General features: G+C 67.7%; 17 protein-coding genes and 1 pseudogene. 8 read left to right on the top strand and 10 right to left on the bottom strand.

Annotated elements, in window-relative coordinates; all coding sequences use genetic code 11:
• The first annotated feature begins 23 nt into the window (after window positions 1–23).
• The 3 genes from LRH25_RS19705 (at window position 24) to LRH25_RS19695 (ending at window position 2161) form a co-directional block, all read left to right on the top strand.
• The gene (locus LRH25_RS19705) at window positions 24–1001 is read left to right on the top strand and encodes a LysR family transcriptional regulator (protein ID WP_141287895.1); all 978 of its coding nucleotides are present in this window, start codon (window positions 24–26) and stop codon (window positions 999–1001) included.
• 108 nt (window positions 1002–1109) lie between these two features.
• Window positions 1110–1574: a helix-turn-helix domain-containing protein gene (locus tag LRH25_RS19700; protein ID WP_141287894.1), complete on the top strand. Its 465-nt coding sequence runs from the start codon at window positions 1110–1112 to the stop codon at window positions 1572–1574.
• The gene (locus LRH25_RS19695; protein WP_141287893.1) at window positions 1574–2161 is read left to right on the top strand and encodes a VapC50 family PIN domain-containing toxin; all 588 of its coding nucleotides are present in this window, start codon (window positions 1574–1576) and stop codon (window positions 2159–2161) included. Before LRH25_RS19700 ends, LRH25_RS19695 begins: the two co-directional genes overlap by 1 nt.
• Window positions 2162–2214: 53 nt before the next feature.
• Here the strand turns inward: LRH25_RS19695 and LRH25_RS19690 are convergent.
• A pseudogene (locus LRH25_RS19690) lies at window positions 2215–2322 on the bottom strand (3-oxoacyl-ACP reductase); the annotation flags it as partial.
• A gap of 213 nt (window positions 2323–2535) precedes the next feature.
• Between LRH25_RS19690 and LRH25_RS19685 the strand changes: the two are divergent.
• Both LRH25_RS19685 and LRH25_RS19680 read left to right on the top strand, forming a co-directional pair.
• Window positions 2536–4260: an IlvD/Edd family dehydratase gene (locus LRH25_RS19685; RefSeq protein ID WP_141287892.1), complete on the top strand. Its 1725-nt coding sequence runs from the start codon at window positions 2536–2538 to the stop codon at window positions 4258–4260.
• Window positions 4261–4443: 183 nt separating this feature from the next.
• On the top strand, window positions 4444–5352 hold the full coding sequence (locus tag LRH25_RS19680; protein WP_141287891.1) for an SMP-30/gluconolactonase/LRE family protein: 909 nt from the start codon (window positions 4444–4446) through the stop codon (window positions 5350–5352).
• Window positions 5353–5388: 36 nt separating this feature from the next.
• Here the strand turns inward: LRH25_RS19680 and LRH25_RS19675 are convergent, their stop codons facing one another.
• Window positions 5389–6591: a Fic family protein gene (locus LRH25_RS19675; protein WP_233446839.1), complete on the bottom strand. Its 1203-nt coding sequence runs from the start codon at window positions 6589–6591 to the stop codon at window positions 5389–5391.
• 123 nt (window positions 6592–6714) lie between these two features.
• Entirely contained in the window at window positions 6715–7416 is a 702-nt protein-coding gene (locus tag LRH25_RS19670; RefSeq protein ID WP_141287889.1) for a Bax inhibitor-1/YccA family protein, read from the bottom strand.
• Between the two features lie 131 nt (window positions 7417–7547).
• Here LRH25_RS19670 and nhaR point away from each other — a divergent pair, with 131 nt between their 5' ends.
• On the top strand, window positions 7548–8453 hold the full coding sequence (gene nhaR / locus LRH25_RS19665; protein WP_141287888.1) for a transcriptional activator NhaR: 906 nt from the start codon (window positions 7548–7550) through the stop codon (window positions 8451–8453).
• 10 nt (window positions 8454–8463) lie between these two features.
• Here the strand turns inward: nhaR and LRH25_RS19660 are convergent, their stop codons facing one another.
• Window positions 8464–9420: a LysR family transcriptional regulator gene (locus LRH25_RS19660; RefSeq protein ID WP_231011995.1), complete on the bottom strand. Its 957-nt coding sequence runs from the start codon at window positions 9418–9420 to the stop codon at window positions 8464–8466.
• A gap of 133 nt (window positions 9421–9553) precedes the next feature.
• Between LRH25_RS19660 and LRH25_RS19655 the strand changes: the two genes are divergently transcribed.
• On the top strand, window positions 9554–10105 hold the full coding sequence (locus LRH25_RS19655) for an ester cyclase (protein WP_141289217.1): 552 nt from the start codon (window positions 9554–9556) through the stop codon (window positions 10103–10105).
• Between the two features lie 70 nt (window positions 10106–10175).
• Here the strand turns inward: LRH25_RS19655 and LRH25_RS19650 are convergent, their stop codons facing one another.
• From LRH25_RS19650 to LRH25_RS19625, 6 genes are all read right to left on the bottom strand, one after another.
• Entirely contained in the window at window positions 10176–11240 is a 1065-nt protein-coding gene (locus tag LRH25_RS19650; RefSeq protein WP_141289219.1) for a M35 family metalloendopeptidase, read from the bottom strand.
• Window positions 11241–11494: 254 nt separating this feature from the next.
• Complete coding sequence (locus LRH25_RS19645; RefSeq protein ID WP_141289221.1) at window positions 11495–12538, bottom strand: LacI family DNA-binding transcriptional regulator; 1044 nt, start codon at window positions 12536–12538, stop codon at window positions 11495–11497.
• Between the two features lie 58 nt (window positions 12539–12596).
• Window positions 12597–13487 (bottom strand): maltose ABC transporter permease MalG, encoded by an 891-nt coding sequence (gene malG / locus LRH25_RS19640; RefSeq protein ID WP_141289223.1) that lies wholly within the window; start codon window positions 13485–13487, stop codon window positions 12597–12599.
• 20 nt (window positions 13488–13507) lie between these two features.
• Window positions 13508–15055 (bottom strand): maltose ABC transporter permease MalF, encoded by a 1548-nt coding sequence (gene malF, locus LRH25_RS19635; RefSeq protein ID WP_231011993.1) that lies wholly within the window; start codon window positions 15053–15055, stop codon window positions 13508–13510.
• On the bottom strand, window positions 15052–16194 hold the full coding sequence (locus tag LRH25_RS19630) for an ABC transporter ATP-binding protein (RefSeq protein WP_231011991.1): 1143 nt from the start codon (window positions 16192–16194) through the stop codon (window positions 15052–15054). Before LRH25_RS19630 ends, malF begins: the two co-directional genes overlap by 4 nt.
• A gap of 19 nt (window positions 16195–16213) precedes the next feature.
• Window positions 16214–18694 carry a beta-galactosidase gene (locus LRH25_RS19625; protein WP_231011988.1) on the bottom strand — a complete coding sequence of 827 codons (2481 nt, stop codon included), beginning with the start codon at window positions 18692–18694 and terminating at the stop codon, window positions 16214–16216.
• Window positions 18695–18898: 204 nt separating this feature from the next.
• Between LRH25_RS19625 and LRH25_RS19620 the strand changes: the two genes are divergently transcribed.
• Window positions 18899–20854, top strand: a complete 1956-nt coding sequence (locus tag LRH25_RS19620) for a beta-galactosidase (RefSeq protein ID WP_231011986.1) — start codon at window positions 18899–18901, stop codon at window positions 20852–20854.
• Window positions 20855–20945 lie beyond the last annotated feature (91 nt).

Here is a 20945-nt window from a genome sequence, read left to right as displayed (position 1 = left end):
AGCATCCATATACGATCTGGCATATGTCCTCGTCGACCAACTACACCCACTGGTTCATCCGCGCGCGCCTGAAGACGCGCCAGCTGCTGCTGCTGGTGGCAATGGAGGAAGAAGGCAACATCAACCGTGCAGCACAGGTGCTGAACATGACGCAGCCGGCCGCGTCCAAGCTGCTCAAGGAACTGGAGGACATGCTGGAAGTACAGCTGTTCGACAGGTTGCCGCGCGGCATGCGGCCGACCTGGTACGGGGAAACCATGATTCGCCACGCGCGCATGGCGCTGGCCAATCTGTCGCAGGCACACGACGAGATCGAGGCGCTGAAGGCCGGCCGCTATGGCCAGGTCAGCGTGGGCGCCATCACCTCGCCCGGCATGAGCCTGCTGCCGCCGGCCGTGGCGCTGGTCAAGGAAGAGCACCCCAGCCTGCGCATCTCCTTGCAGATTGAAACCAGCGACGTGCTGATGGAGCGTTTGCAGCAAGGCAAGCTGGAGATGGTGATCGGCCGCTTGTTCGAGCGGCACGACAAGTCGGACCTGCGCTACGAGGCGCTGGTCGAGGAACCGGTCTCGGCCGTGGGCCGGCCCGGCCATCCGCTGCTCAACGTACAGCGGCTGACACTGCGCGACCTGGTGGGCGCAGGCTGGATCGTGCCGGCCGCCGGCAGCGTGCTGCGCCACCGCTTCGAGCTGATGTTCCAGGAAGAAGGGCTGGACGCGCCGGTCAACCTGGTGGAGACCAGCGCGCTGCTGTTCATGACCAAGATGATGCAGCAGAGCGACCTGCTGGCCGTGGTGGCGACCGACGTGGCGCGCTACTACGCCGAACACGGCCTGTGCGCGGTGCTGCCCATCCAGCTGCCCTGCAAGATGGACGCGTTTGGCCTGATCACCCGCACCGACCGGCTGCTGTCGCCGGCAGCCAAGGTGATGCTGCGCGCGCTGAAGAGCACCGCGCTGGCGATCTACGGCACCCAGTTCGACCTGACCGGGCTTGAGTAAGCGAAACACCGGCTTCCGCCATGCCCTTGCGCGTTTCGTTAGATTCGTTGGTTTCGTTAAATTCGTTTAGATAAACTGCGGCTGTTGCAAGCCACCGGAGCCATCAACATGAACACCGCAGATTCCACAGACAAGGTTCGCTCTTCGCCCGGCACAGCTGCAGAGGCTGCGGGTTTGGCCTACCGTGCCCTCGCGGCCGCAGAGCACCGCGACCAACCGGTGTACATCGTGATGGCGTCCGAAGCTGGCCTGTCTCCGAGCATTCAGCTGCCGCCCGAGGCACTGGCAGCGATCGAGGACGTGCTGCGCGCGATGAGCCAGGGGCTGGAAGTGGCCGTGATTCAGGCACCTCAAGAGCTGTCCACCCAAGACGCTGCCAACTATCTGAATGTCTCCCGGCCCTTCATCGTGAAGGAAATCGAGGCCGGCCGCCTGCCTTGCCGGAAGGTTGGCACGCACCGCCGCATTGAGTTCTCCGAACTGATGAAGTACGCCGCCAAGATGCGGACGGACCGCGACAAGGCACTCGACGACCTGGCAGCAAGTTCGCGCGAACTGGGACTTGAGTACTGATGGTGATCGCGCCCACGCGGCTGGCACCGGTGATACTCGACGCTTGCGTCATGTACCCCATCGTGATCTCGGATGCGCTGCTGACCCTGGCCACTGCAGGCTTGCTCGTGCCGAAGTGGACTGCTCAGATCGATGCGGAGTGGACCCGCAATCTGGCACGAGACAATGGAAAACCCGCGGGCTTCTATGATCGGCGCCGCGACGCCGCCCGCAGAGCAGTACCCGATTGGGAAGTGCCCGCAGCGCAATGGACTCCGCACCTTGACGGGCTCCGTCTGCCCGATCCCGGCGACCGCCACGTGCTCGCTGCAGCCATTGCTGCCGCTGCCAGTTGCATCGTCACGGCAAATCTGAAAGATTTCCCGCAGCAGCTTTTGAACGTGCACGGGATTCGCGCAGTCCATCCCGACGACTTCCTCGTTCAACTGCTGGCGACCCATGCAGCGCAAGCGCTGGCGGCTTTCAAAATCCAGCGCACACGGCTCGCCAATCCACCCCTGACGCCCGAGGAATTTGCCACCGCCTTCGCCCGCGCCGGTCTGGGCAAAACTGCCGAGCGGCTTCGCGAGAGCGCGGCGCTGATCTGACAGCGCACCCAGCGCGGGGCCTGCGTTGTCAATCCGCCGTCCGCGACGAACTCCTACTCCTGCGCGGTGCACATCTTGCCGTCGTCCGACGCCCGGAACAGCACCATCGTCGCGACATCTTCCGGCTGCAGCCCGTCGGGCATGCACTGATTCTGGGCCAGCATGGCCTCGTCCTCGGCCGACATCCACGCGTCACACGGCAGGCTGGCGTAGCGGGTGGCGGTGGCTTGTTCGGAAGGGCCAGGCGGCGGGGCTCATGCACTGAGCGCCCAAAGCTATGTCAAAACGGATATGAATGAGGCTTCATTCTTTATTTTTCCTATATCAGTTTGCGGGGATAGGATGCGCCGCGTCAAGCTCAGGAGACAAGATCAATGGACAGCAAAAAGAAGCCCGTCCGCCGTAGCCAGGGTTGGTTTGGCCGGCAGGACCGGGACGGTTATGTGCATCGCAGCTGGATGAAGAACCAGGGCTACCCGGACGACCTGTTCGACGGCCGGCCCATCATCGGCATCTGCAACACCTGGAGCGAACTCACGCCCTGCAACGGGCACTTCCGCGAGCTCGCGGAGTTCGTCAAGCGCGGCGTGTACGAGGCCGGCGGCTTCCCGCTGGAGTTCCCGGTGATGTCCCTGGGCGAGACCCAGCTGCGCCCCACCGCGATGCTGTTCCGCAACCTGGCCAGCATGGACGTGGAAGAGTCGATCCGCGGCAACCCGATCGACGGCGTGGTGCTGCTGATGGGCTGCGACAAGACGACACCGTCGCTGATGATGGGCGCGGCCAGCTGCGACCTGCCGACCATTGGCCTGTCCGGCGGCCCGATGCTGAACGGCAAGTTCCGCGGCCAGGACCTGGGCTCGGGCACCGGCGTCTGGCGCATGAGCGAGATGGTGCGCGCGGGCGAGCTGTCGCAGGAAGAATTCACCGCGTCCGAGAGCTGCATGCACCGCTCCAAGGGCAGCTGCATGACCATGGGCACGGCCTCGACGATGGCCTCCATGGTCGAGGCACTGGGCATGTCCCTGCCCGAGAACGCCGCCATTCCCGCGGCCGACACGCGGCGCAACCGGCTGGCGCAGCTGACCGGCAGGCGCATTGTCGAGATGGTCAAGCAGGACATCCGCATGTCGCAGATCCTGACCCGGGAGGCCTTCGAGAACGCGATCCGCACCAATGCGGCCATTGGCGGCTCGACCAACGCGGTGATCCACCTGCTGGCCATTGCCGGCCGCATGGGCGTGGAGCTGAAGCTGGAAGACTGGGACCGCCTGGGCGCGGAGATCCCCTGCCTGGTCAACCTGCAGCCGTCCGGCCACTACCTGATGGAAGACTTCTGCTACGCTGGCGGCCTGCCGGTGGTGATGAAGGAAATCAGCTCGCTGCTGCACCTGGACCAGCCCACCGCCAACGGCAAGACCATTGGCGAGAACATCGCCGAGGCCCAGTGCTGGAACCCCGAGGTCATCAAGACCATGGTCGAGCCCTTCAAACCGGCCGCCGGCATCGCGGTGCTCAAGGGCAACCTGGCGCCCAATGGAGCCGTCATCAAGCCTTCGGCCTCCTCGCCGCACCTGCTCCAGCACCGCGGCCGCGCGGTGGTCTTCGAGAACATCGAGGACTTCCACGCGCGCATCGACGATGACGCGCTGGACATCGACGAACACTGCGTGATGGTGCTGAAGAACTGCGGCCCGCGCGGCTACCCCGGCATGGCCGAGGTCGGCAACATGCCGCTGCCGCCCAAGGTGCTGAAGAAGGGCATCACCGACATGGTCCGGATCTCGGATGCGCGCATGAGCGGCACCGCCTACGGCACCGTGGTGCTGCACACCTCGCCCGAAGCCGCGGCCGGCGGCCCGCTGGCCGTCGTGCGCGATGGCGACATGATCGACCTCGACGTGCCGGCCCGCCGCCTGCACCTGGACATCAGCGACGAAGAGCTGGCCGCCCGCCTGGCCGAATGGCAGAAGCCACCGTCGCCTGAACGCGGCTGGTACAAGCTTTACGTGGAACACGTGCAGCAGGCCCACCTGGGCGCCGACCTGGACTTCCTGGTTGGCGGCAGTGGCGCGCCGATCCCGCGTGATTCACACTAGGAAGGTGCGTACGAACCGGCCAAGCCCGCTCGTGCCGCCAGAACGAGCCCACTCGTCGTTGCAAATGCTCGCCGTGGCACGAACCACGGTTCCGCTTTGCGCCTAGATTGAGCCCGTTCCGACGACCCGCTCGAGCCCGTCCGGTCCGTCGACACCTTCCAGCCATTTCCGCCGAGACCGACCATGAGCCAAGCTGAAGCCCCTCGCCTCCTGTCCGAACCCCGCTGCGTCTGGGCCGCTGGTGCCACGCTTGGGGAAGGCACCTGCTGGTCGCCCTCCGAGCAGGCGCTGTACTGGGTCGACATCCTGGGCCAGCAGCTGCACCGCTGGGAGCCGGCCACTGGCGGCAAGCAGAGCTGGGACATGGACGACACCATCAGCGCGGTGGCCGAGCGGGCCACGCAGCCCGGCCTGGCCATCACGCTGCGCCGCGGCCTGGCGCTGTTCAACCCCAAGGGCCGCGCGCTGCAGATGCTGGACGCGCCCGAACCCGAACTGCCCGGCAACCGCTTCAACGACGGCAAGTGCGACGCGCAAGGCCGCTTCTGGGGCGGCACGATGGACTTCGCCTGCGAAGCGCCCACCGGCTCGCTGTACCGCTTCGACGCCGCCGGCCAGGCCACGCTGGCGCTGCAGGCCAACTTCCCGGTGACCAACGGCCCGACCTGGTCGCGCGACCAGCGCACCATGTTCTTCAACGACACGGTGCACCGCAAGGTCATGGCCTACGCGTTCGACCCGGTCACCGGCGAAGTCGGCGCCGGCCGCGTCTGGCTGAAATTCGCCGAACACGACGGCCACCCCGACGGCATGACCAGCGACGCGGCAGGCCGCCTGTGGATCTGCCACTGGGGCGCCGCCTGCGTGACCTGCCACGACCCGGTGACGGCCGCCGAACTGCTGCGCGTGCCTTTGCCCACCGACCACATCACCAATGTCGCTTTCGGCGGCCCGGACCTGACGACGCTGCACATCACCAGCGCCCGTTTCGGTCTCAGCGAAGCCCAGCTGGCGGCACAACCGCTGGCTGGCGCGCTGTTCACGGTCGAGACGAACGTGACCGGGCTGCAGCCCAACCGCTTTGCCGGCTGAACGCCCTGGGGCGCAGCAGCCGCCTGGGTCAAGCCATCAGGCGAACTCGTCGGCGTCCGCTTCCGCCTCCGGCCAGAGGGCAGGGAAATAGAAGCGCAAGGCGTGCAAGGGCATCGCGAAGCGCACCTTGCCCTGCGGGCTGTCAGAGGACAGCAGTCCGCGCCTGAGCAGCGCCGACAAGGCCGACACCGCGGTGCGGTCGCCCAGGCCGGTCATGGTCTTGAACTCGCCGCGCTCAAGTTCGCCGCCTGTGAGAAAGAGGTAGTGCAAGGGCCGCAGCACTTCGCGCCGCACGCCCGACTTCAGGATTTGTTCCTCGTGGGTCAGGCAGGCTGCCAACCGGCGCTCCATGCTCGACAAGTCCAGCAGGCGGGCCATGAAGTTCACCTGATCCTGGCAGACCTCGAGCACATATTCGATCCAGGCCACCAAGGCCTGTTCGCTCAGGTTGCCACGCCCGTCCAGATCGCCTCGGCGCGCCGAATCGGCATCCGCAAGCAATGCGTAGTAGCGGTCGGTGCTGCGGGCAAAGCCGCGCAGCGGAGACCACAAGCCGCCGGTATAGCCCAACGCATGCAGCATGGCGTGGGTGTGCAACCGCATCACGCGGCCATTGCCATCCACGAAAGGATGAATCCATCCCAAGCGCTGGTGGGCAGCCGCCAGTGCCAGCAAGGACGCCTCGCCCCGACGCACCCCACCATAGAACGATGCCCAGCGTTGCAGGAATGCAGGCAGGCTGCTGTGCACTGGCGCAACATGCGCGCCCACCTGCACGTCCCTGCCCCGCCACTGCCCGGGCACCAGGGTCACACCCTCGGCCGTGCGCAAATCGTCGGCGGGCAAACGGGCGAACAATTCGCGGTGCAGGTCGGCCACGGCCGCTGCGCTGTAGAGCTGCTCCGCACCAGCATCGCCGGCAAATCTCTGCTCGATTGCAGCCTCGGCCTCAATGTGCGCCACCGCCAAGCGCTGCCGGGCGGCGAGATCCCGGTCGGAGGAAAAATCGCGACGCAGGGCCTGCTCGATCTCGCGCGGTCTCGTGTGCTGCCCCTCGATGCGATTCGTGTAGTACGAATTCATGCCGCGCAGCAACTGGCGCAATGCCGGCGTGATCGGCTGGCTGCTCAGCGAAACTGCGGCGCGCGCCAAGTCATGCGCGCGCGCCAGCAAAGGCTCTTGCTGGCGCTCCGAAGGCAACAAGGGCTCAAATTGCTGGGGTGAGTCGTACAAGCTCATTTGCGAACATTGTGACTCACCCATCATGTTGATGCGAAACGCTAATTACCGCTTCGCACACACTTCATTGCGCACTTCATTGCGCACGTGGCCACGGCTTTCTGGCCGCACCAGTTAGGCCAGTCACTCGTCCCGGCCGCCGAAGATGCCCAGCAGGGCCAGCAGCGACTGGAAGACGTTGTACAGGCTCAGGTACACGCCCAGCGTGGCGCTGATGTAGTTGGTCTCGTAGCCGTCCTGCACACGCTTCAAGTCATGCAGGATGAAGGCCGAGAAGATGCCGATGGCGACCACCGACAGCGTGATCATCAGCGCGCTGGACTGGATGAACACGTTCGCGATGCCGGCGACCAGCAGCATGATCATGCCAATGAACAGCCACTTGCCCATGCTGGACAGGTCGCGCTTGATCACGGTGGACATGGTCGCCATGCCCAGGAAGATCAGGCCGGTGCCGGTGAAGGCGGTCATGATCAGGCCGGCGCCGTTGGCCAGGCCCAGCACCGCGCCAATCATGCGCGACAGCATCAAGCCCATGAAGAAGGTGAAGCCCAGCAGCACCGGCACGCCTGCGGCCGAGTTCTTGGTCTTCTCGATCGCGAACATGAAGCCGAACGCGCCGGCCAGGAACACGACCATGCTGACGATGGGGCTCATCGCGCTGGCGAGGCCGGTGGCCACGCCCAGCCAGGCGCCAGCCACCGTCGGCACCATGGACAGCGCCAGCAGCCAGTAAGTGTTGCGCAACACCCGGTTGCGCTGGGCCACCGAGCCGGAAGCGCCGGCACCAAAGGCCGGCGAGAGGGTTTGGAGATGTTGGCTCATGAGAGTCCTTTCTGGAGCAACAACGCATCGTTTGAGCGTTGCCCACACCTTACGCGCGAAGACACTTCGCGTAAATTCGTATTTCTTGATCCAATGCTTCGAGAAATCCCACAGCTCGCCCTGGAGCACCGATGAACTTCAAGCACCTTCACTACTTCTGGGCCACAGCCAAGGCCGGTGGCGTGATGCGGGCCGGAGAGCAGCTGCACATCACGCCGCAAACGCTCTCGGGCCAGATCAAGCTGCTGGAGGCGCGGCTGGGCTACCCGCTGTTCCGCAAGCACGGGCGCAAGCTGGAACTGACGGAAGAAGGCCGCGTGATGCTGGGCTACGCAGAGCAGATCTTCAGCCTCAGCGCCGAGATGGAAACCGCCATCGGCCAGGCGCGCGCGGGCGGGCAGGCGCTGGACTGCCGCGTGGGCATTGCCGACTCTGTTCCCAAGTCCATTGCCTACCGGCTGCTGGCACCCGCGCTGGACGCCGTGCCGCAGCAGGTGCGGCTGATCTGCCACGAAGGCAAGTTCCAGGACCTGCTGGCCCAGCTGGCGGTGCAGCGGCTGGACCTGGTGATGGCCGACGAGGCGATGAACAAGCAGCTCAGCGTGAAGGCCTTCAACCACCCGCTGGGCACGACCGCGACCAGCTTCTTCTGCACCGCTGACCTGAAGAAGACGCTCAAGGGGCGCTTCCCGCAACAGCTGGACGGCGCACCGATGCTGCTGCCCGGGGCCGGCTCGGCGATGCGCCAGCGGCTCACGCAATGGTTCGCCGAGCGCCAGCTGCACCCGCGCACCATCGGCGAGTTCGACGACGCGGCGCTGATGAAGGCCTTCGGCCGCGAGGGTCGCGGCGTGTTCACCTCGCCCACGGTGCTGGAGCAGGAGACCTGCGAACAGTACGGTGTGAAGGTGCTGGGCCGCAGCGACGAGTTGGTGGAAGAGTTCTACGCCATCTCGGTCGAGCGGCGCATCACGCACCCTGCCGTCTCGGCCATCACGCAGGCGGGGCGGCAGCAGCTGTTTGGCGCAGCGACCTGAACCCCGCGCCTCACCTTGACGGCGGCTTTCGCCTGGCCGGCGCCTGGCCAGCCAGGCCGGCCGCAGCCTCGGCGAACTCGGCCACCAGCGCGTCGATGAACAGCCGGGTGCGCAGCGGCAGGAACTCGCGCGAAGCGAACAGCACGTGAATGGGGGCGTGTTCGCCGGTCCAGGCCGGCAGCACCGCCACCAGCCGGCCATCGGCCAGCTCGGCCGCGACGTCCCACACCGAGCGGCGCACCAGGCCCAGGCCGGCCAGCGCCCAGTCGTGCGCCTGCTCGCCGTTGTCGGTCTGCAGCCGGCCGCTCACCCGCACGCTGACCGGTGCCGCGCCGGCCGGGCCTGCAGGCACAAAGCGCCAGTCGGCCGACGAGCTCGCGCTGCCACGGCTCAGCACGATGCAGTCGTGCTGAGCCAGCTCGGCCGGAGACTGCGGCACCCCGCGCCGATGCAGGTAGGCGGGCGCGGCGCAGACCACGCGGCGGTTGTCGGCCAGGTGGCGGGCCACCAGGCGCGAGGCCGGGTCGCCGCCAATGCGCACCGCGCAGTCGAAGCCGCCATCCAGCAGGTCGACCACGCTGTCGGACAGCGACAGCTGCACCCGCAGCTGCGGATGCAAGGCGGCAAAGCGCTGGATCGCCGGGCCGATCCAGCGCCGGCCCAGCGCCACCGGCGACGAGACGCGCAGCAGGCCGGTGGCTTCGCGCCTGCCCTGGGCCAGTTCGGCCTCCGCATCGGCCACGTCCGCCAGGATGGTGCGGCAACGCTCGAAGTAGCGCTGACCCTCCTCGGTCAACGCCAACCGGCGCGAGCTGCGCTGCAGCAGCCGCACGCCGAGCCCAGCCTCCAGCCGCGCCAGCCGCTTGCTGCCCACCGCCGGTGAAAAACCAAGCTCCCGGCCAGCGGCGGACAGGCTGCCGGCCAGCACGCTCTGCACAAAAAGCCGCATGTCAGACAGATCGGCCATGCGCGATGTCACCTTTCATCTTTCTCGAATTGGAACAGCTGCCGCAACAGCTTGAGCCATTTTGATCCAGGGCCGAAAAGACGACGATGCGGGCATGTCAAACGTCCTGCCCCGCCACGGGCTTCTTCCCGCCATGAAAAACCTTGCCCGCACCCTGCTTGCCACGTCGCTGACCGCACTGAGCGCCTGTCACGCCGCGCACGCCGCCGAAGCCTTGCCAGAGCCAGCCTCGCTGGTGGTGGACCGTTCATTGCCAGCCGCCCAGCGCGACGCGATGGCGCTGGCCGCACGCCGCTACTACGCGTTCTGGAACACCGGCGAGGCGCCCTATGCCCAGGCCGCACTGTCGCCTGCCTTCATCGACCGGAACCTGCCAGCCGGCCGGCCGCAAGGCCCGGAAGGGCCGCTGTTCGCTTCGCAGCAGTTCCGCGCCGCGGTGCCGGACCTGCGCGCCCAGGTCGAGGAAATGCTGCTGGTGGGCGACCGCGTGGTGGGCCGGCTGCGCTTCACCGGCCACTTCAGCGGCCGCTTGGGCAGCGGTGCGAATGCGCGGCAAGGCGATGGCCGCGCGATCGACTTCATCGCCACCGACATCTACCGCATCGAGTCGGGCCAGATCGCCGAGAACTGGCACCTCGAGGACAACCTCGGCTTGCTGCAGCAACTGGGCGTCGTGCCGCGTTGACCCGCTCGGCACGGGCCCTTCCTCCGGACCGCATCACGCGACCGGAGGAAAGAGGCATCTCAATTGACGATCACGGCAGCGACGGATTGTTCTCGGCGAAATACTCGTGGCTGTCGGCGTTGTCCAGCGCCTTGGTCGGGTTGGTCTTGGCAAGCCGCGCGGCCTTGGTCTGGCCGTAGGCCCAGTCGTCGGTTCCGGCAACCACGGTGAAGTGTGACATCTCGTGCACCAGCGTGCCGCCCTTGGAGTCGGTGCCGGTCATCGGGGCGCTCCAGAACGCGCCGCACAGGTAGATCTTGTACGGCTGATTGGCATAGACATAGGCATAGGTGCCGCTGTCGTTGCAGGAGCAGTCCAGCGTCAGCGGCTGGGTCGTGAAGGCGCTTGTCTCGTTGGTGAAATGGCTCTTCGCGGTGTTCCAGCCGGACGACGAGTAGGTGCCGAACCACTTGACGTAGCGCTGCGTGGCCGAAGGCGTGCCGCTCAGGTAGGTCGTGGTGTTGGTCGCGTAGGTGGTGGCGGCGCTGACGGCGCTGACCAGCGTGCTCTTTTCGGTCGAGGTGCAGGCCCCCGTGTAGCTGATGCTGGCCAGGTGGGCACGGCCGAGCAACTCGTCGGTCTGCGCCTGCACGGCTTCTTCGGGGTCGATGAACGCGGCTTGCTCGGCGCTGCGGCCCTGCGTCCACAGCTCGGCCGGTGCGGTCGATGCGAAATCGACGGCGCCCTGGCGCAGGCCGCCGCCGACGTATTCGATGCGGTAGTGGCCGTTGCCCAGCGCGTAGTCGCGGCTCAGGTCCACGGTGTAGCTCAGCGAACCGCCGGCCGGCAGCGCGACGAAGTCCTTGGCGGTGGGCGCGGCGCGCTTGACCAGCGGGCCGACGTAGGCGGCCGGCGTGCCGTCGTCCTGCAGCACGCGGAACAGCGGACCTTGCAGGTGCTTCGAAGGCAGCTGCGACTTCAGCACCTTCACATCATGGCCGGTGGTATTGGTGACGGTGACGTGCACCGCGACCTGGCTGTCGCCCTGCACGACCGCGCTGTCCAGCGAGAGCTGCACGTCCAGCACTTCGCGTGCGGCGGCCGAAGCGCCGGCGGCCACCAGCATCGCTGCCACGATGGTGCTGGTCTTGAACATCCCTTTGACGATCCTTTTGGAAACTTTTTGCACTGGGTTCTCCGAGTGTGTGTGTCGACGATGGGGACGCCGCCGTCTCTTGAACGGCAGCGGCGCAAATTTAGGAGCGCCACCCGCCAGGGACATCGGGTGCAACCCTTTGAGGCCGGTGCGCCACGGCCCTTGAGAGCCGCCGATTTGCGCCAGCTGTCTAGCAATAGCCGAGCCCAAACAGGGCGCCGAAAGCCCCGCCTACCCAAGCTAGGGGGATGGGGCTATTTCGCGCCGGCCGCGGCCTTGCTGGCCCGCCCGGTGGACGCGCGCACCACCAACCTCGGCACCGAGGCTTCGCGCAGCGGCGGCTGGCCGCCGGGCGTGCCGGTCTCGCGGATCATCTGCGTGATCAGCTCCACGGCCAGTTCGGCCGACTCGTCGATGGGCACGGCCACCGTGGTCAGCGCGGGCCGCACCTGGTGCGCCAGCGCGATGTCGGTGATGCCGATGACCGAGAGGTCACCGGGCACGTCCAGCCCGACCTCGGCAGCGGCCTGCAGCACGCCAAGCGCAGGCAGGTCGTTGGACGCGAAGACGGCCGTCAGGTCCGGCACCGCGGCCAGCAGCGCGTGGCCGGCGTTGCGGCCTGCGTCGATGGTGTCGTGGCCGAACACGGTATGGCCTTCTGGCAGTTCCAGGCCCGCCCGCTTCAGGCCCTCCAGAAAGCCGCGGTAGCGCCAGATGTGGTTGCCGCTCAGCTCGCTGCCCATCACCACGCCAATGCGCCGGTGGCCCAGCTTCACCAGGTGCTCGGCGGCGATCATGCCGGCGCGGAAGAAGTCCACCGCGACGCTGGGCAGCGGCGGCGGCTGGTCCGGCTTCTCCCACATGCACAGCACGACCGGCACGCCACGCTCGCGCAACTTGACCAGTTCGTCGATCTGCACGAAGTCGGCGTTCATCACCAGCACGCCGCGCGCCAGCGAACCGGCGACAGCGTCCAGGTAGGCGCGCTCCTGCTCGGGGTCGTCGTTGGTGTTGCAGACGATCAGGAAATAGCCAAGCTTGCGCACCGCGCGCTCGACCGCCAGCGCAAACGCCGGGTAGAACGGGTTGGCAATGCTGGAGACCATCAGCGCCACGGTCTGCGGCTGGCCCTCGGCCAGCGCGCGCGCCGTCAGGTTGGGCCGGTAGCCCAGCTCGCGCACGGCGGCCAGCACCCGCTCACGGGTTTCGACACTCACCTTGCCGCGCTCGCGCAGCACGTTGGACACCGTGGCCGCGGTGACGCCGGCCTTGCGGGCGACTTCAGCCAGCGTGGTCATGCGGGAAACAGCGAGAAGAAGGGTTCATGCGGGGCAGGATAAACGACTGGATACAAACTCATCCTTTCACCGAGCCAGAGGTGAGGCCCGAGACCAGCCAGCGCTGTGTGACCAGGAACAGCAGCGTCAGCGGCAGGCCGGCGAGGATGGCGGTGGCGGCGAAGTCGCCCCAGAGGTAGCGCTGGTTGAACAGGAACAGGCGCGATCCGACGGCCAGCGTCAGCTTGTCCTCGTCGTGCATCAGCACCGAGGCGATGGGGTATTCGATCATGCCGCCGAGGAAGGCCAGCACAAAGACGACCACCAGGATGGGCAGCGCCATCGGCAGCAGCACGTAGACAAAGGCCTGCAGCGGCGTGGCACCGTCCACCGCGGCGGCCTCTTCCAGTTCGCCGGGCACGCTGTCGTAATAGCCCTTGATCAGCCAGATGTGCTGGGCCACGCCACCGGTGTAAGCCAGCGCCAGGCTCCAGTGGCTGTTCAGGCCCAGCCAGGGCACGGCTTCGCCAATGCGGTCGAACAGCGCGTAAATGGCCACCAGCGCCAGCACCGAGGGGAACATCTGCAGCAGCAGCAGGCCGTTCAGCGTGGCGTCGCGCCCGCGAAAGCGCATGCGCGCAAACGCATAGGCGCTGGTGATGGACAGCAGCAGCGAGACGGTGGCCGAGATGCCGGCCACCTTGAACGAGTTCAGGATCCACTGCAGCACCGGGAACGGCGGGTGGATCATCTGCCCGTCCGCGTCCTGGTAGGACATGCCCAGCGCCAGCTTCCAGTGCTCGAAGCTGATCTCCGGCGGGATCAGGTGCCCGCCGGCGAAGTTGCCCGGCCGCAGCGAGATCGACAGGATCATCAGGAAGGGCGTGATGGTCAGGCCGATGAAGGCCAGCAGCGCCACGTGCATGCCCAGCACGCGCCAGCGCTGGGACTTCTTCAGGACGATGGCCATGAATAAGTTACCTCAATTGGTCAACGCGGATCGCGCCCGACCTTGAACAGCTTCAGGTTCACGACCGCCAGCGTCGCGACCATCAGGAACACGATGGACGAGATCGCGCAGGCCAGCGCATAGTTCTGCCCCGAGTCCTGGAAGGCGATGCGGTAGGTGTAGGACGCCAACAGGTCGGTGGCGCCCACCGGCACGGCGGTGTCGAGGTAATCCGGCGCGCCATTGGTCAAGAGCGCGATCAGCGTCAGGTTGTTGAAGTTGGTCGCAAACGACGCGATGAGCAGCGGCGCGATGGGCCGGGCGATCAGCGGCAGCGTGATGCGGAAGAAGTTGGTCAGCGGCCCGGCGCCGGCCAGCGCCGAGGCTTCGTACAGCTCGTCCGGGATCGCCTTGATCAGGCCCATCGAGAGAATCATCATGTACGGATAGCCCAGCCAGGCGTTGACCAGCAGCACCATGCTGCGCGCCAACGTCGCGTCCGAGAACCAGCCGGGGCGGATGCCGAACAACTGGTCCAGCACCAGGTTGATCTCGCCGAGGTTCTCGTTGAACAGGCCGCGGAACACCGGGATGGAAATGAAGGCCGGCACCGCATAAGGCAGGAACAGCATCAGCCGGTAGAAGTTGCGCCCGCGCAGCGCGTCCCAGTTCAGCGCGACTGCCAGCACCACGCCAATGGCGAAGGTGAACAGCGTGTTGAGGGCGGCGAAGCTCACCGTCCACGCGAACACGCGCAGGAAGGGTTCGAGGAAGCGCTGCTCGGTGAAGATGCGCACGTAGTTGTGCCAGCCCACAGAAGCGCGAAAGCCGGGCTGCAGCGTCTTTCCGTCGGCCCGCTGCCAGTAGCCTGCCGCCCAGTTGGCCTGGATGCGCACGCCGTCGGCGTTATCGGTGAGCGTGCCGTCGGCGTTGCGGGTGTAGGCCGGGCGGCTGGCGGCGAAGCGGCGCAGGCTGCTCTGGTGCAGCTCGGTGCCGTCCGGCAGCTCGGCGGTGACCTGCTTCAGCGCTTCCTGCAGCGCGATCACGCGCTTGAGCGGCAGCGCGGTGCCGGCGGGCTCGTCGGCCACCGTTTCGGCCTTGACGCGCTGCGCGGCACCTGGTGCAAACGACGCGCTCAAGTAGTGCTGGCCGGCCTCATCGGTAAAGGCCAGGCGGTAGCGGTTGGCATCTTCCAGCAGCTTGAAGTCCAGCCCGGCGCCGTCGCTGTTGCTGCGGCTCAGTAGCACTTCGGTGGCACGCTCGAAGGTAAGCAGGTGGTCCGAGCTGTAGTTGGTGAAGCTGATCGCCACCGTGTAGCCCATGGGCACGACGATGAAGACCAGCGCTGCCAGCAGGCCAGGCACCACATAGCGCCAGGCGTAGAAGCGCGGCGACAGGTAGATGAAGACCGCCACGCCCAGCACCGCCAGCACGCCAGCGGCCGCGGCCGGCTGGTGCGCAGCCAGCAGCAGCACGACGATGGCCAGCGCTGCCAGCAATGCCAGCACACCCAGCAGCGCCACCACCGCATGCAGCCGGCTGAAGCGAGGCGAAGGGACTTCCACCTTGCGCATGCTCAGCGCAGTCATGGCCGGGCTGCCAGGCGCCGCAGTGCGAGGCCGTCTTCGCCGAACACGTGCAGGTGCTCGGTGGGCAGCCGCAGGCCCACAGCGTCGCCCACCACCACCGCGCTGTCGCCCGGCAGGCGCACGACCAGCGCGCGCTCGGGCGTGCCGCCGTGCGCAGCGTCCACGTAGGCAAAGGTGGTGTCGCCCAGGTGCTCGACCCACTGGATGCGGCCACCGAGCACGTTGTCGCTGGCCGACTCGCACAGCGACAGGTGCTCGCTGCGCACGCCCAGCGTGACCTTGGCGCCCAGCGCCAGGCCATCGGGCGAGACACCGGCCGTCACCTGCGTGCCGTCGCGCAGCGCGACCGTGACGCCGCCCGGCGCCAGCGATACGACCTGCGCGCTCAGCAGGTTCATCTGCGGCGAGCCGATGAAGCGAGCCACGAACAGGTTGCGCGGGTGCTGGTACAGGTCCATCGGCGTGCCGACCTGGGCGACGCTGCCGTGGCGCGTCATGTCCTCACCGGTGTGCAGCAGCACGATCTTGTCGCCCAGCGTCATGGCCTCGACCTGGTCGTGCGTGACGTAGACGGTGCTGGCGCGGCCGTACTCACGGTGCATGCGCGCAATCTCCAGCCGGGTCTGGGTGCGCAGCGCGGCGTCCAGGTTGGACAGCGGCTCGTCGAACAGGAACACGCCCGGATTGCGCACCAAGGCGCGCCCGATGGCCACCCGCTGCCGCTGCCCGCCGGACAGCGCGCGCGGCTTGCGCTCCAGGAGGTGCTCGATCTCCAGCACCTTCGCGATCTGCCCGACGCGGGTGCGGATTTCCGGGCTTTTCATGCCGGAGAGCTTGAGCCCAAACGAGATGTTCTGCGACACGCTGAGGTGGGGGTACAGCGCGTAGTTCTGGAACACCATCGCCACGTCGCGCTCCGAGGGCGCCAGGTCGTTGACAGGCTTGCCGCCGATGCGAAGCGTGCCGCCGGTGATGTCTTCCAGCCCGGCAATCATGCGCAGCAGCGTGGACTTGCCGCAGCCGCTGGGGCCGACGAAGACGCAGAACTCGCCGTCGGCAATGTCGAGCGAAACGTCGCGCACGATGTCGGCGCCGCCGTCGTAGCGCTTGAACAAATGTTCCAGGGTCACACTGGCCATGGGCTTTCCGATCCGGTCGTCAGAGGGACAGGCGCAGCTCGCGCCGTGTGTGCAGCGCCACGCTGGCCAGCGTGGGCCGCCCACCCACCTCGCGCAAGCGCTCGCGCGCGAAGGCTTCGAGGAAGATGGGCGCTTCGGGGTCGGCCGCCAGCACCGCCAGTTCCAGCACCGGCCAGCGGCCATCTGAGTGCCCCCAGGGCTGGGCGATACCCAGCCCGCCCCCCGTGGGGGACAAGGCAACTTGGGACGGCCCGGCGTTCCCTTGCACGACAAAACGGTCCACGCCAATCTGCCACGGCTCACCGTCGTAGAAATGGTCGTCCACCAGCTCACCGTCGGCATACAGCCTCGCCGCGTCGCCCAGGTAGTCCAGCACCAGCATCACGCGGCCAGGGCCTTGCGCCAGCTCGGCCGGCAGGTCCAGGCTCCAGCGTGTGGCCTGGGCGTAAGCCTCGTCGTCCGGCGCCAGCGGCGTGGACTTGCCGCGCCAGGCCACGTGCGGGCCCAGGCGCACGGGCGGCGGGCTCGGGTTGTCCTGCAGCAGCGCGAGCGCCACCTCGCCGGGCACGCGCGCGGGCAGCGAAGCCATCTGCACGGCGAAGCCCGCGGCCACCTCGTTCGCCGGCCACACCTGCACTTGCGCCAGGCCGTCGTCGGCCACCGAGACCACCGCCTCGTCGCCGTCCAGGTAGAGCGGCTGCGGGCTGATCAGCAGCCGGTCGCGGCCATTCAGCTTCGCGTGCAGGCATTGGTCGGCCAGCGCCTGCGGCAGCAGCACGACGCTGTGGACCGCGCCAGTGGCATCGGTCACGCGCAGCAGGCGCGGCGCGATGGTGACGGCGATGTCCAGCTGCCAGCCTTGGGCGTCCTGCTGGATTTCATCGCCCGGCGTTGAATCAGTGACCTCAATTGACGCCGCCTCGAAGTGCAGCTTGGCGCCGAACTCCGGCAGCGCAAATGCGACCAGCACCTGCGTGTCGTCCGGCTCGGTCCAGCGGGTGAGCGGCTGCACCGTGGCGTGGGCCAGGCGGGCCGCGCCCAGGCGCAGGCCGATGGGCCAGATGAAGCTGAGGCCGCTGGGCACCTGCACCGGTGTGGCGGGCAGCAGCGTCGTGCCGCCGCTGTGCTGGACCTCGAACTGCACGCCCGAGAAGGCTGGCAGCGGGTGGTGGCGCAGGTGGTTGTTGACGAACAGGAAGCCGTTGTCGCCAGCGCCGCGCAGCGAGGCACGCAGGCGGCTGCGGTCTTCCGGCCCGCTGGCGCGCTCGGCAGGCAGCACGGCCTCCATCGCGGCCAGCTCCTCGCCAAATGCGGCCATGAACTGGTGCAGGCAGCGCAGCCGGCCGTAGGAGGCTCGCACCTGGCCGTACTGGCCCAGCGGGGTGCGGAAGTCGTAGTTCAGCACCAGCACGTCGTTCGGGTAGCCGGTGTCCTGGGTTTCCTGCAGGCGCGCGCCGGGCACCAGGGCGGCAGGGTTGCAACCGCCGTGGTACATGTAATACCCATAGAGGTTGGCCCCGGAGCCGACCTGCACCAGCGCGGTGGCGGCCACATCCTGCAGCGTGACGACCGGGCGGCGGTGGTAGGACACGTGCATGCCGCCGCCAGCTTCGGCGAGGAAAAACGGGTAGTGCGACGGGTCGATGCGGCCTTCGGCCGGTGTGCCGCCGACATTGCCCATCTCGCCGATCGCGCGGCTGGTGTCGAACAGGAACACGCCGGACGGCGGCAGGGGTTCGGTAGCGCCGCTCCAGAAGCCGTCGGCATAGGCGCCGGAGACGGGGATGACCTCGCGCTCTGGAATGTCCAGCGTGGGCCAGCCGGTCACCGTGTAGAGCGGCACGGTCAGGCCGCTGTCGATGGCGATGTGGCGCAGCGCCTCGATGTGCTCGGCACCGCGGCCGGGGCCAACCTGGTCGTATTCGTTTTCCAGCTGCAGGCCGATCACCGGGCCACCGTCGCACCACAGCAGGCCGCGTAGCTGCGCGCCGATCTGACCGTAGAAAGCGCGCACCGCCGCCAGGTAGGCTGCATCGTTGTTGCGCACCGGGCCTTGCGCCATCACCCAGTCCGGCAGGCCGCCGTAGCGCGCCTCGGCATGCACCCAGGGACCCGGGCGCAGGTAGAACAGCAGCCCAGCTTCGGCCACCAGCTCGACGAAGCGGCGCAGGTTGCGCTGGCCGGTCCAGACGAACTCACCGCGCTGTTCCTCGTGGTGGTTCCAGAAGACATAGCTGGCGACGATGTTCACACCACCGGCGGCCATCTTCAGCAGCTCGGTGCGCCACTCGTTTTCCGGGAAGCGCGAGTAGTGGAACTCGCCCATCACCGGCATCCAGTGTTTGCCGTCCAGCGTCAGCCAGCGGCTGTTGACGGCCAGGCTCCGGTCGGCACGCGGGTGCTGCCCCAGGTTCAGGAAACCGGTTTCGGCACGCGCCGGTGCGGGCGGCAGCTGCAAGCCCAGCGGGCCGCTCAGCGGGAGGGAAGACGGGAGGTTCATCGGCGCAGGGAATGAAGGCGGAATGCTTTGTTAAGCGATTAACTTCCGGCAGTGTGTCGGCTGCATTCCGCCCGAGCCAGCGGGAAAACCCTCAACGTTTTCGGCCCAGCCGGGACGGGCCGTTTGGCCGGCAAAACCGCCATTGACGGGAAAAGGATTAAGCGTTTAATCTATGCACACCAAAACTTTTCCTGGGCCTGCGCCATGAAGCTGGGCGTCTGTTACTACCCCGAGCAGTGGGACGAATCGCTGTGGGCCTCGGACGCGCGCCGCATGGCCGAGCTGGGCCTGTCGACCGTGCGCATCGCCGAGTTCGCCTGGGCGCTGATCGAGCCGGCCCCCGGCCGCTTCGAGTGGGACTGGCTGGACCGGGCGATCAACACACTGGCCGAAGCCGGCCTGGAAGTCGTGCTGGGCACGCCGACCGCCGCGCCGCCGCATTGGCTGGTCGAGCAGCATCCGGACGTGCTGGCAGTGGATGCACACGGGCGCACCAAGCCCTTCGGCTCGCGCCGCCACTACTGCTTTTCCAGCGAGACCTTCCACACCGCCAGCGCCCGCGTGGTGACGGCGATGGCCGAGCGCTATGGCAGCCATCCGGCCGTGATCGCCTGGCAGACCGACAACGAATACGGCTGCCACGACACCACCGTGTCCTACTCGCAGGGCGCGCTGAAGCGCTTCCGCGCCTGGCTGGCCGAGCGCTACGGCAGCATCGAAGCGCTGAACCAGGCCTGGGGCAATGTCTTCTGGAGCATGACCTACGCGCGCTTCGAGGACGTGGGCCTGCCGGTGGCGATGCCGGCGCCGCCCAACCCCTCGCAGCTGCTGGCCTTCCAGCGCTTCGCTTCCGACGAGGTGCTGCGCTACAACCGCATGCAGGTCGAGATCCTGCGCCGGCACGCACCCGGCCGGCCGGTGCTGCACAACTTCATGGGTTTCTTCGGCAGCTTCGAGCACCACAAGATGGGCCGCGACCTGGACATTGCCAGCTGGGACAGCTACCCGCTGGGCCACCTGGATGGCATGAACGTGGCCAGCGAAGCCGAGAAGCTGGCCCACCGCCGCACCGGCCATCCGGACATCGCAGCGTTCAACCACGACCTGTACCGCGGCGTGGTGGCCAGTGGCCGCTGGTGGGTGATGGAGCAGCAGGCCGGGCCGGTGAACTGGGCGCCGTGGAACGCGCTGCCGCTGCCCGGCATGGTGCGCGCCTGGACCTGGGAAGCCTTTGCGCACGGGGCGGAACTGGTCTCCTACTTCCGCTGGCGCCAGGTGCCGTACGCGCAAGAGCAGCTGCACTCCGGCCTGAACACGCCCGACAACCTGCTGGCCACCGGCGGCGAAGAGGCCGCGCAGGTGGCGCGCGAGCTGGCCACCGTGCCGGTGGAAACCAGCCGGCCGGCGCGCGTGGCGCTGGTGGTGGACTACGCCGGCAAATGGGCCCTGGACGCGCTGCCCAACAGCGCCGACTTCGACGTGCACACGCTGCAGCTGCGCTGGTACAGCGCGCTGCGCCGCCTGGGGCTGGACGTGGACGTGCTGCCGGCCTCGGCCGATTTCAGCGGCTACCAGCTGGTGGCGGTGCCGACGCTGCCTGTCGTCTCGCCGGATTTCGTGGACCGCCTGCAGCGCAGTGGCGCGCAGCTGGTGTTCGGCCCGCGCAGCGGCTCGCGCACGGCCGAGATGCACATTGCCGAAGGCCTGCCCCCCGGGCCGCTGCGCGCCCTCTTCCCTGGCCTGCGCGTCACCGCGGTCGAAGGCCTGCGGCCCGGCATTGCGCTGCCAGTCTCGCTGGGCGACACGTCGGCCCAAGTGACGCGCTGGCGCGACGTGCTGGACCTGCCAGCCGGGTTGACGGCCGAGGGGAGCTACTCGGACGGGCATGCCGCCGTCGTGCAACACGGCCTGGCCCGCTACATCAGCGGCTGGCTGTGCGACGCGGGACTGGGCGCGGTGATGGCCCGCGCCGCAAGCGCGGCCGGCCTGCCTGCGCAGCCGCTGCCCGAAGGCCTGCGGCTGCGGCGGCGCGGCAGGCTGCAGTTCGCCGTCCACTATGGCGAGCAAGCGGTGCAGCTGCCCGCGCCGGCCGACGCACGCTTCGTGCTCGGCGGCCCGGTACTGGAAGCCGGCGGCGTGGCTGCCTGGTGGCTGGACTGAGCCCTTTGTCGACCCGGGCCGCCTGGCCGTGGCACATTGCCGGTATTGGCCACCCCGGCGCCATCCACTTGTGCGATGTTCTGCCCGCCAG

This window comes from Ideonella azotifigens (assembly GCF_021043325.1).
Lineage (GTDB): Bacteria > Pseudomonadota > Gammaproteobacteria > Burkholderiales > Burkholderiaceae_C > Ideonella > Ideonella azotifigens.
Note: the sequence above shows the minus strand (reverse complement) of the source record. Positions and strands in the feature narration are given on the sequence as shown.